Source organism: Chryseobacterium joostei (assembly GCF_003815775.1).
In the GTDB taxonomy this organism is placed as follows: domain Bacteria; phylum Bacteroidota; class Bacteroidia; order Flavobacteriales; family Weeksellaceae; genus Chryseobacterium; species Chryseobacterium joostei.
Genome location: NZ_CP033926.1, coordinates 2,911,538 through 2,923,733, shown reverse-complemented (window position 1 = coordinate 2,923,733; position 12,196 = coordinate 2,911,538). Strand labels below are relative to the sequence as shown.

General features: G+C 37.1%; 9 protein-coding genes. 6 read left to right on the top strand and 3 right to left on the bottom strand.

What is annotated here, in order from left to right; genetic code table 11:
- Positions 1-5: 5 nt before the first annotated feature.
- From EG359_RS13250 to EG359_RS13235, 4 genes are read left to right on the top strand one after another with little or no spacing between them, the layout of a single operon-like run.
- Positions 6-626, top strand: coding sequence for a thiamine phosphate synthase (locus tag EG359_RS13250; RefSeq protein ID WP_076356957.1), 621 nt, complete (start codon positions 6-8; stop codon positions 624-626).
- Positions 619-1,395 (top strand): thiazole synthase, encoded by a 777-nt coding sequence (locus EG359_RS13245; RefSeq protein ID WP_076356955.1) that lies wholly within the window; start codon positions 619-621, stop codon positions 1,393-1,395. The genes EG359_RS13250 and EG359_RS13245 overlap by 8 nt, the downstream gene beginning before the upstream one ends.
- A gap of 11 nt (positions 1,396-1,406) precedes the next feature.
- Positions 1,407-2,525, top strand: a complete 1,119-nt coding sequence (thiH, locus tag EG359_RS13240; protein WP_076357185.1) for a 2-iminoacetate synthase ThiH — start codon at positions 1,407-1,409, stop codon at positions 2,523-2,525.
- A gap of 28 nt (positions 2,526-2,553) precedes the next feature.
- On the top strand, positions 2,554-3,264 hold the full coding sequence (locus EG359_RS13235) for a HesA/MoeB/ThiF family protein (RefSeq protein ID WP_076356953.1): 711 nt from the start codon (positions 2,554-2,556) through the stop codon (positions 3,262-3,264).
- Between the two features lie 79 nt (positions 3,265-3,343).
- Here EG359_RS13235 and EG359_RS13230 read toward each other — a convergent pair whose 3' ends face one another.
- Both EG359_RS13230 and EG359_RS13225 read right to left on the bottom strand, forming a co-directional pair.
- Positions 3,344-5,560 (bottom strand): TonB-dependent receptor domain-containing protein, encoded by a 2,217-nt coding sequence (locus EG359_RS13230; RefSeq protein ID WP_076356951.1) that lies wholly within the window; start codon positions 5,558-5,560, stop codon positions 3,344-3,346.
- A 100-nt stretch (positions 5,561-5,660) separates the two neighbouring features.
- Positions 5,661-7,781, bottom strand: a complete 2,121-nt coding sequence (locus tag EG359_RS13225; protein WP_076357183.1) for an outer membrane beta-barrel family protein — start codon at positions 7,779-7,781, stop codon at positions 5,661-5,663.
- 161 nt (positions 7,782-7,942) lie between these two features.
- Between EG359_RS13225 and EG359_RS13220 the strand changes: the two genes are divergently transcribed.
- Together EG359_RS13220 and EG359_RS13215 are read left to right on the top strand one after the other, a co-directional pair.
- A complete protein-coding gene (locus tag EG359_RS13220; RefSeq protein ID WP_076356949.1) occupies positions 7,943-8,950 on the top strand; it encodes a sensor histidine kinase in 1,008 nt (335 codons plus the stop codon).
- Positions 8,947-9,624, top strand: coding sequence for a LytR/AlgR family response regulator transcription factor (locus EG359_RS13215; protein WP_076356947.1), 678 nt, complete (start codon positions 8,947-8,949; stop codon positions 9,622-9,624). Before EG359_RS13220 ends, EG359_RS13215 begins: the two co-directional genes overlap by 4 nt.
- A gap of 294 nt (positions 9,625-9,918) precedes the next feature.
- Here the strand turns inward: EG359_RS13215 and EG359_RS13210 are convergent, their stop codons facing one another.
- Positions 9,919-12,186 (bottom strand): aconitate hydratase, encoded by a 2,268-nt coding sequence (locus EG359_RS13210; protein WP_076356945.1) that lies wholly within the window; start codon positions 12,184-12,186, stop codon positions 9,919-9,921.
- Positions 12,187-12,196 lie beyond the last annotated feature (10 nt).

Sequence of the window (12,196 nt, the reverse complement as noted above, 5' to 3'; positions counted from 1 at the left end):
TAACTATGGAAAAACTACAATACATATCACAAGGAAGTACACATCAGGAGCAGGAACTTAATATCCGTAAAGCTTTAGACAACGGAATAAAATGGATACAGGTCCGTTGGAAAAACGCCCCTGAAAATGAATTAATCAGCCTTTGTGAAATTTCAAAACAGCTTTGTTCAGAATATCAATCCGTTTGTATCATTAATGATCATGTTCAGTTGTCAAAAAATATAGATGCCGACGGTGTTCATTTAGGATTGAATGATGGCTCTGTTGAAGAAGCAAGGCTTATTCTAGGCAAAAATAAAATCATTGGCGGAACAGCAAATACTCTTTCTGATGTACTTCAAAGAATAAACGAATCATGTGATTACATAGGCTTGGGACCCTTGAGGTTTACTTCTACCAAGGAAAAGCTTAGTCCTATTCTGGGATTTGAGGGCTATCAGGAAATTATCAGTCACCTGCAGGAAAAATCAACAGAAATCCCCAAGATATTTGCCATTGGCGGTGTTACCCTTGAAGATATTACTCTTCTGCAGCAGATCGGAATTTATGGAGTATCAGTTTCTGGCCAGATTACAAACCAGCCGTCCATCATTAATGAATTTAAAAAAGCAATGATATATGCATAATCAAAAGTTAATAATAGCAGACAGAACCTTTGAATCACGACTTTTTTTAGGAACAGGAAAGTTCGGAAGCCTTATGGATATGGCCGCATCTGTCGTTGCTTCAGAAACCAATATGGTAACGATGGCCTTGAAAAGAATCGATGCCCAATCAGCCGAAGACGATCTTCTGGAATCGTTAAGAGAAACAAGTGTTCATCTTTTACCCAACACCTCAGGAGCAAGAACAGCTAAAGAAGCCGTATTGGCAGCACAATTGGCAAGAGAAGCCCTGGAAACCAACTGGGTAAAGCTTGAGATTCATCCAGATCCAAAATATTTATTGCCAGATCCTATTGAAACCCTTTATGCAACGGAAGAATTGGCGAAGCTTGGATTTGTGGTAATGCCTTACATTCATGCAGATCCGGTTTTGTGTAAACGTCTGGAAGATGCAGGAACTGCTGTGGTAATGCCCTTAGGAGCGCCCATAGGAACCAATAAAGGATTAAGAACATTAGACTTTTTAGAAATCATTATCAGCCAAAGTAATGTTCCGGTTGTGGTAGATGCAGGAATAGGAGCGCCGTCCGATGCTGCCAAGGCAATGGAAATGGGAGCCGATGCCGTTCTTGTCAATACAGCAATAGCCGTTGCCAGAAATCCGGTGAATATGGCCGTTGCCTTTAAAGAAGGAGTCATTGCAGGAAGAAGAGCTTTTGAATCGGGATTAGGAGCAATAGCCAACCATGCAGAAGCATCAAGTCCGTTAACCTCGTTTTTATTTGAATAATAATTAAGATGATGAATAGCTTTAAAGATGTTTTTGAACAATATCAATGGGATGAGGTAAAAGCTAAACTTGAAAAGGTAGGTATATCTGATGTTCAGAACAGTCTTCAGAAAAAGAATAAAACACTGGACGACTTTTTGAATCTGCTCTCACCAGCAGCCTCGCAAGAATTGGAACTGATGGCCAAGATGACACAATCTCTTACCCAAAAACGCTTTGGAAAAATCATTCAGTTATACGCTCCATTGTACCTCAGCAACGAATGTCAGAACATTTGTACCTATTGCGGTTTCAGTTTGGATAATAATTTAAGGAGAAAAACCCTTACCGATTCGGAATTAATGATTGAAGCTTCCGTTCTGAAGTCAATGAGTGTTAATCATATTCTGCTGGTGAGTGGGGAAGCCAATAAAATAGTGGGAGTTCCTTACTTTAAGAACGCTGTTCGTTTATTAAGACCTCTTTTTTCCAATATTTCCATTGAAGTCCAACCTTTGGAAGAAGAAGAATACAGGCTTCTTCATGAAGAGGGAGTTCATTCCGTATTGGTATATCAGGAAACCTATCATCAGGAAGTGTACAAAGAATATCATCCAAAGGGTAAAAAATCAAACTTTCATTTTCGTTTGGATACTCCAGACAGAATTGGAAGGGCTGGGATTCATAAAATGGGATTAGGCGTTTTACTTGGATTGGAGGACTGGCGTGTGGATAGTTTTTTCAATGCTCTTCACATCGATTATCTACAGAAACATTACTGGAAAAGTAAATTTTCGGTATCCTTTCCGAGGCTCAGACCGGCAGAGGGAATTATTGAGCCTAATTTTATTATGGAAGATAAAGACTTACTGCAATTGATCTGTGCCTACAGAATTTGGAATGAAGATCTTGAAATATCAATATCTACAAGAGAAAATGAGGTGTTCAGAAATCATATCGTATCACTGGGAGCCACTGCAATGAGTGCCGGTTCAAAAACCAATCCGGGAGGTTATTCTGTAGATAAAGAATCACTGGAGCAGTTTGAAACCAGTGATGAACGAAGCATGGAAGAGATCAGGAATATGATTAAACAGTCTGGTTATGATCCTGTAATGAAAGATTGGGATTCCGTTTACAGTGGGATTTAAGCATAGTGGTTCATTTATACTATTCAAAATGCAAAGCAAAGATATTTTCAAAAGATACAGCCGACAGATTTTTATTGATGAAATAGGACTGGAGGGACAAAGGAAAATTATGGCAGCCAGAGTTCTTGTTATAGGAGCGGGTGGCTTGGGAAGTCCTGTGATCCAATATTTAGCAGCTGCAGGAGTTGGGACTTTAGGACTTGCCGACTTTGACTACGTAGAGCTTCATAACCTGAACCGACAGATCATTCACAATGAAAATGGAGTAGGAATGCTGAAGATAAAAAGTGCACAAACCTTTGTGAAAAACCTTAATCATCAGATAAAAGTAATAGGTATTGAGGAGAAAATTACTGCCGATAATGCTTCGGAAATATTCTCCCAATATGATATTGTTGTAGATGGATCAGACAATTTTTCAACAAGATATTTAGTCAATGACACTTGTGTAACATTGAAAAAAACATTGGTTTATGGAAGTATATTAGGGTTTTCCGGACAAATGGCAGTCTTCAATCATCAGGGAAGCAAAAACTTGAGAGATCTTTTTCCTGAGCCACCTGTTGATGAAGAGGTACCAGATTGTGATAGCTTGGGTGTTCTTGGGGCTTTACCGGGAATTATAGGAAGTATGATGGCTCTTCAGACCTTGAAAATAATTACGGATCTTCCTGTAACCTTAGACCAGCTAACACTTGTTGATACACTTGACTGGAGATTTCAAACGATAGATTTTTAAACATAAATCATTGGTCAAAACAAAAAATGAGGCAGTAAAATTATTACAGCCTCATCTTGGTTTATTTTATCATTTAAATCTATTGTCCCTGTTGCATTACGCCTCCATTATCCTCTTTTTTAGGTTGGTTTAAGATGCTTGCATCTTCCTTGGCCAATTTATTCTTGGTAGGAATTTTATAGTTGATCGAAATACCAAAGTTTCTTGAATCATACTTGGTTCTTAGCAATACAGATTCGCTGGCTGGCAGATTAGAGTAAGCCTGCATCACCTGACTGTTGAAAATATCATTAGCAAATACAGAAACACTCAGACGTTTATCCATAAACTTTTTAGTCAATGTGATGTTTAGGGAGTTATTAAACGGTTTATCAGCAGTAAAATAGAAGTAACCTCCTTTTGCCGTTATATAACTGTAATTTACATTCATGTTGATTCCCTTTGGAAGAATCAATTGAGTCATAAGGTTGAATATCCAGAAACCTTTATTGTTAAGGTTGTCAATTTCATGCTTTTGATATCCTGCATACAGATACATAAAATTAATTTTATCAGGATTGAAATTAAACTTCATCACCTCACTCAATGGCTTACTGAAAAGCATGAACGGAATAGGAAGTCCCACATTGAAGTTATGAATCTTCATGTTGGCAATGTTAACCTGTTGATTGTATAGGTTATTTCCACTTTTTCTAACAATCTGCGCAACCTGATTCGTTGCTGAGCTTACACTATAGCCGATAAATGCATAATCAAAAGCAGAAACCTTTACTTCATAATTGTCAAAAATAGTAGGCTGTAGGTTCGGGTTACCTGTTATTTGAGTATTGGGACCACCAAATGTTGTATTATTCGGGTTTAGGGCAGAAATACTTGGTAAACTGATCTTTCTGTTATAGTTAGCCGCAACGTATACCTGATTCATCATGTTATACTGAATGCTGGCGTTCGGAAAGAACTTAAATTTATTAAAAGGAAGCAAGTCAGCCTGAACCAATTTTTCATCCTTATCAAAGTACCTTGTCACTCCGGAAATATCATAGTTTTCAAAACGTGAACCCAATGTAAAGTCAAATTTCTTCAGCTTAGCCTGAAACTCCAAATAGGTGGATGCCGTCTGTCTCTGATATTCAAGGTTTGTAAGTCCAAAACTCTCTGTATCATAATCCTGTCTTTCATACAATCCTCCCAGGCTTACCTTTCCACCATCAAGAAGTTTTATAGGCTGAGAATAATCTACCTTAAAGTTGGCTATTCTCATATCCGATGTATTGTTAATAATATTTCCTCTGGAATAATTAAAAGGTTGATTATCAGTTGTAAATTTCCCTTTTTGGTAGAAGTTGTCCTGTCCAAACTTACTGTTGGATTTTGTATACCCAAACTGGAAGTCTAATTTTTGAGATTTATCAGAAAAACGTTTTTGATACGTTACAACAGCTTCCTGTCTTACATTGTTTGTATTGGCTGTATCATAAGCATCAAAAAGTCCCTCTTTGTATACATTAGGCTTTGTGCTTACAAGAATATTGGCAATACCACTACTTAAAGTATAGTTGTCATTATTGTTGTGGTAAATATCATAGTTCAATAATAATCTGTCCTGCCCAAGATCAAAAGTAGCACCTGCTTTCGCAAAATAACCGCGTGCTAATCTATCTGAATTCGCATCCAGAATATTTTCTTGTTGAGAGCTCAACATACTTTCGCGGTAGTTTTGGCCTACATTAAGCTGCCATCCGAAAAGCTTATTTCTGGCGTTCAGATTAACAGAGTTGGTTGTTCTGCTTCTGAACTTATCATAATTGGTGAATGTATAATTCCCCGAATAAGTAGCTGTTAAATATTTATTGGCATTTTTGTTGGTGATGATATTCATGATGGCGCCCCCTGAAGTAGCAGGAAACTCTGCTCCCGGCTGGGTAATCACCTCAATTCTATCCACAGAGTTAGCCGGCATTCCCTCAAGAAAGGCATTCAGATCGTTGGACGTAATATTCAAAGGTCTTCCGTTTAAGAAAACATCCAGAATCTTTCCCTGATACATCATTCCCGCAAGATCAGTGGCTACCAGCCCAGGAAGTTTTTTAAGCCCTTCCAGAACATTTCCATTATTCAGCTGAGGCTGCTCAGAAAAATCAAAAATGGTACGATCTGCTTTTTGTTCAACGGCTTTTTTAGTTTTGGTAATAACAACCCCTTCAATTTGTTTCTCAGTGGCTGTATTATTGCTTTTTTCCTGCGAGAAAACACACACAGAAGTTATAAGCGATAAAGCGAATATAGTTTTTTTCATAATGTTTTTTACAACTATTCAGTTAGACGCACAAAATGAAAAATTGTTACGGAATAATTTTCAAAAACTTCTTTTTTTAGTAATTTTTTATTTCTGAAAACTATTGTGCCCTATCTTTCTCCTCAAACTTAATGTTCTTTTTATTGATACTCTTTTTGCCAGTTCCAAAGGTATAAGTGGCGCTTAATCGAAAGCTTCTTCCATCCCAGTAATTATCAAAATGCTGGCTGTTATCTTTAAAATACATATCACCGCGGAATCTTTGGGCAAAAATATTGGTAACAGTTGCATTAATCTGCAGTTTCTTTTCCATGAGAGAGATTTTTAATCCAGACGTTAGCTCCGGAAAGTTGTGAAAATAAGAAGTCACATTTTTGTAAGGAAGGCTGTGATCAAAATTCACAAATAAAGCAAGAGTTTTTTCTTTGTTCAGGGCAAAAGTATTGTTGATAGAGTAACTGAATGAACTTCCTTTTTTAGGTTCTGCCTCAATGCCGAATACGCTAGAGTTTTGAAGAGATGCATTCAAGGAAATGCTAGCTTCCCAGAATTTGAAGAAAGTATCGGTATAAGAGGCGTTTACACCCCAAAAATCATTATTATAATAGTTCAGATAAGTACTGATTTGTGATAATCCGTCTATATTGGAAATCTGACCGAATGCATTTTTCATTTTCAGGTAATAAGCACTTACTGATAGCTTATTGTTAAAGGTATATCCCAATTCCCAATTGTTGATGTAAGCAGGCGTAAGCAAAGGATTTCCTGAAGAATATGAATACGGGTTTGAATACCATCGGAACGGATTAAGATTGCTCATACTTGGACGGTTGATTCTTCTGGAATATGAAAAACTGAATACATTTTTATCTTCCTTATAAGAAATGTAAGCAGAGGGAAACCATTGCCCATAATTGTATTGATTACCTGTATTGGAAGAAGGGGTAAAACTTTCTGCATTTGTATTTTCATAGCGAATGCCAGCCTTGGTTTCCCAATGTTCTCCAAAAGACTTTGAAAAACTTACATACCCTGCGTAGTTTTCTTCTTTGTAGTGAAAAACATTCGCTCTTAAAGGGTCAGCAACATATTGCCCGGATATAAGGGTAAGATATTGTAAGTCCGAAGTATTTTTAAATTGATTGAATTTCACCCCAGTTTCAATAGTTCCAAAAGAAAACGGAAGTTCTAAATCTGCCTGTGCAGAAAAGATCTGTGGTGCAACAATGGAAATAGTTTTAACATCCTCAATAGATTGATTGGAGTATTTCAACGTAGAGAAGTTAACATCCGTGTCAGAATTATTTTTATAAAAATTTCCTGCAATACTTAATTTTTTTCCTAGTGAGTCTAACTTTACATCATAATAAGCACTCAAAGTATGAGTAGGAAGCTTTTCCCTATGAAAAGTATTGGTGAGAAGGTTTTCTTCCTTTAAGTCAGAATCAACATTTCTCGTTTTGTTGATGATATCCATCCCTGATTTTTGATGTGCATAGATATATTCAAATCCGATTTGTGAATTTTTACTGATTTGATAAGAGAGACTAAGGTTAGGAGTCAGCTCTTTCCACATGTCTTTTCTTACCGAATTGCTGTAGTTTTGGCTGGCTCCCAAAATCGAATAATTTTCATCAGAACGTTTTGCAGAATCATAATAGGTTAGTTTAAGGCTGCTGCTAAATTTTTCCGTTTGGTAATTGAGTGAGCCATTGGAGCTGAACCCTGAATAACTTCTTTGGATGAGATTAGAATTGATATTTCCGCTAAAACCCATATTCGGATTTTTTTTAAGTATAATATTGATGATGCCACTGTTTCCCTGTGCTTCGTATCTTGATGGAGGAGTTGTGATAACCTCTATTTTTGCTATATTTTCGGATCTGATGGATTTCAAATAATTAAATAAAGCAGTTCCTGAAAGATTAAGCATTCTTCCGTTAACCATTACACTTACCGTACTTTTTCCGGTGATGGAAATTAAGCCTTGATTTTCATTCACTTTCAGCATGGGTACATTGGCAAGTGTTTCCGAAGCATCCATTCCCTGTGATACAATAGAAGCATCCACGTTGAATATCAGGCGGTCTGCTTTTCTTTCGATTAATTTTTTCTTCGCAAGAATATTGATCTGTTCAAGGCTTTGAGTGCTGTCTTTTTGAATCTGTGCTGATAAGGCTGAAGAAAAAAGGCTGATGATAAAAAAGTATTTTATTGTCATGGTTTGTAATCTTGAGACAAAGATATTTTCAAACTTTGTGTGCGGAAATGGCATCTAGATTTTAGCGGAAATTAATCCGTTCAAAAAAGATTCATCGGAAAAAAAACAGGTTTTGTCGAAAATGTATAGGAATTTGGAGGCACAGATTCTTACATTTGAATATGAAGCAAAAACAAATTCTTTTTCTACACTTTTCTTATTGGTTGTTGGTTCTTAGTAAAAACATATTTGCAATAATCACCTCTCAAAATGTCAATATTGATATTTTGAATCTTACTATTTTTACAGCCAGTTTTCTGGGGTTTTATGTTAATTATTTCTTTGTTGTTCCCAAGTTTTTTAACCCTAAGAAACTCTATTTTACCATTGTAGGCTTTTTTGTTGGTGTGTTTTTCTTTGCTCTATTTCGCTATTCTTTAGAAGAAATATTGCTTCCGAAAATTGCAGGATTTAGAAATTACGCAGAGGATACGTCTTTTACATATTATTTTTATGATAATGTGTATTATTCTAGTTTAACGATTTTTGTAAGTACCAGCTTGTGGCTTTTTACTTACTATTCTAAGTTGGAAAGAGAGCGGTCACAACTTATTGAAGAGAGAAAGCATGCCGAGCTTCAGGCTTTGAAAACACAAATCAATCCACATTTTATTTTTAATTCTTTAAACAACATCTACTCACTTGTCTATCAGAATTCAGAGAAAGCCTTGCCGGCCATAGAAAAGCTTGGAGAACTCCTTCGATATACCACTAAGGATCTTGAAAAAGAGTTTATCCGTCTTGACCAGGAGGTAGGATATATTGAAAGCTTGATTGAGCTGGAAAAACTGAGAATCGGAAACCCTGAGTTATTGATTGTGGAAAAGAAGATCAGCCAATCGGGAGTTCTTATTTCACCTATGATTCTTGTTCCATTTGTTGAAAATGCTTTCAAACATGGAGATTTCAGAGGTAAAGGGTTTGTTGTTTCTATCTCTGAAGACATGGGGAAATTGAATTTTTATCTTCAGAATTTTAAGATTACTCGTGAAAAAGATAAAGTGTCCGGCATAGGAATAGAAAACGTAAGAAAAAGGCTTGAAATCTTATATCCTAAAAAATATGAACTTCATATAAAGGAAACCGAGTCAGAATTTATTGTAGATTTAAGAATAGATTTGTCCGTATGAGAAAACTAAAATGCATTATTGTGGATGACGAGCCATTGGCGATATCACTTCTTGAAAATTATGTGCAGAAAATTCCTTTTTTCGAACTCGTTTTTTCTACAGAGAACCCTATTTTGGCACTGGAATTTCTACAGAATAACGAGTCTGATCTGATCTTTTTGGATATCCAGATGCCTGAGCTTACCGGAATTAATTTTATGAAGATTAATGGAGACAAGCAGAAGTATGTTTTAACAACCGCCTATTCTGAATATGCAATGGATGGCTATGAACATAATGTCATTGATTATCTTTTAAAACCGATCTCTTTTGAAAGGTTTATGAAAAGTGCATTAAAAGTCAAGGAACGATTTATTTTTAGTGATGAGGTAGATGCTCATTTCTTTGTAAAGTCTTCCGGACAGCAGCATAAGATAAGCTTTAAGGATATTCTTTATGTTGAAAGCATTAAGGATTACGTGAACATCCGAACATCTGATGAAGAATATATTGTTTTGGATACCCTTAAATCTATGGAAAGCCAGCTTTCTGACAGGTTTGTAAGAATTCATAAATCTTTTATCATAAATATGGATAAAATCAAAAGTATTGGGGCTAGGAAACTCATGTTATCTGAGCAGGAAATCCCGATTGGAGATAGTTATAGAGCAAATCTTTTAGAAAAATTAAAATAGAATAGGAGAGTTGCTCAAAGCTATAAGATTTATATCTGCTCAATTTCCAACATCTACGTGAGAATACCTTGTAGATCTTGCTAATAGTTTAGGTTTTTTAGATTTTGTATAAAGCTAATAAGGTGGTTTATTATGAAAAGCGGACTAAAGTCCACTCCTATTAAAATGTAATGATTGGACTTAAAGTGAAATTAACGACATAAGTATAGTTTTGGTATCAGTTTAAGTAATTAAAAATAAAAAAGGAGGCTTCAATGGAAGTCTCCTTTTTATTAATCGATCTAACAACTAATTTTATTTTTCTTGCTGTTTAATCAGGTTCAATGCAGAACCGGCCTTAAACCACTCAATTTGTTGGTCGTTATAAGTATGGTTTGCCATGATGATATCTTTAGTTCCGTCTTTGTGAACAAACTCTAAAGTCAGTTGTTTTCCTGGAGCAAACTGATCAAGATCTAAGAAGTTAACAGTGTCATCTTCCAGAATTTTGTCATAATCAGTCTCATTAGCAAAAGTGATTCCCAACATCCCTTGTTTCTTAAGGTTAGTTTCATGGATTCTCGCAAATGATTTTACCAATACCGCTTTCACACCAAGGTGTCTAGGCTCCATAGCAGCGTGCTCTCTCGAAGAACCTTCACCATAGTTTTGATCTCCTACAACAATAGTTGGAACTCCTGCGGCTTTGTAAGCTCTTTGTACAGCCGGAACTTCACCGTATTCACCCGTTAGTTCATTTTTAACATGGTTGGTTTCCATGTTGTAAGCATTTACTGCTCCAATCAACATGTTGTTTGAAATATTATCAAGGTGACCTCTGTATTTCAACCATGGACCTGCCATGGAAATGTGGTCAGTAGTACATTTTCCGAAAGCTTTGATCAATACCTTAGCGCCTTCAATGTTTTTACCGTCCCAAGCTGGGAACTCTTCTAGCAACTGAAGTCTGTCTGAAGTAGGGCTTACATTTACAACAACGATGGATCCGTCTGCAGATGGAGCCTGGTACCCGTTATCATCTACTGCGAAACCTTTTGCAGGAAGTTCAAATCCTTTAGGCTCATCAAGCTTTATTTGCTCACCGGCTTCGTTGGTTAGGGTATCAGTAATCGGGTTGAAATCTAGTCTTCCTGAGATTGCAACAGCAGCTACCATTTCAGGGGAAGCTACAAATGCGTGCGTATTCGGGTTACCATCAGCTCTTTTCGCAAAGTTTCTGTTGAAAGAGTGAATGATAGAGTTTTTCTCTCCTTTTTCAGCTCCTTCTCTGTCCCATTGTCCAATACACGGTCCACAAGCGTTAGTGAAAATTCTTGCGTTCTCAAATTTTCTGAAAGAATCCAAGAAACCATCTCTTTCCGCTGTGAATTTTACTTGTTCAGAACCAGGGTTGATTCCTAAAATAGCTTTAGGTTTTACTCCTTTTGCTACTGCATCTTCAACAATGGAAGCAGCTCTTGATAAATCTTCATAAGAAGAGTTGGTACAAGACCCGATAAGCGCCCACTCAACCTCTAACGGCCATCCGTTGGCTTCAGCTTTCGCTCTGAATTCGGCAACCGGAGTTGCTAAGTCTGGGGTGAAAGGTCCATTTAAGTGAGGCGTAAGCTCAGAAAGGTTGATTTCGATTAATTGATCGAAATATTGTTCTGGATTTGCATATACTTCAGCATCACCTGTTAAGTGTTCAGCAATTTTATCAGCGGCGTCTACGACATCCTGTCTTCCTGTAGCAGCCAGGTATCTTCTCATTGAATCATCGTATCCGAAAGTAGAAGTGGTAGCTCCAATTTCTGCACCCATATTACAGATGGTACCTTTACCCGTTGCAGAAAGAGATTCTGCCCCTTCACCGAAGTATTCTACGATACATCCCGTACCTCCTTTTACGGTAAGGATTCCTGCTACTTTTAAGATGACATCTTTTGCAGAGGTCCATCCGTTCATCTTACCGGTTAATTTTACCCCGATAAGTTTAGGCATTTTAAGCTCCCAAGCCATTCCGGCCATTACATCTACTGCATCTGCACCTCCTACACCAATGGCAACCATTCCTAATCCACCGGCATTTACCGTATGAGAGTCAGTACCAATCATCATACCTCCCGGGAAAGCATAGTTTTCTAATACCACCTGGTGAATAATACCAGCTCCGGGTTTCCAGAATCCGATTCCGTATTTATCACAAACTGAACTCAAAAAGTTGAATACCTCAGAGTTTTTGTTAATCCCCTCTTGTAAATCTTTGTCAGCACCTACTTTCGCTTGAATCAAGTGATCTGCGTGAGCCGTTGACGGGACAGCTACTTTCGCTTTTCCAGCCTGCATGAACTGTAAAAGTGCCATTTGTGCAGTTGCATCCTGCATTGCTACTCTGTCTGGAGCGAAGTCTACATAAGAGTTTCCTCTTTCATGTGCCTGTGTAGCGTTTCCTTCCCAAAGGTGGGTGTAAAGGATTTTTTCTGATAGGGTAAGAGGTTTGCCCACAATTTGTCTTGCTGCTGCAATTCTTTCAGGGTAACGTTCGTACACCTTTTTGATCATATCAATATCAAAAGTCATATCTTAATTT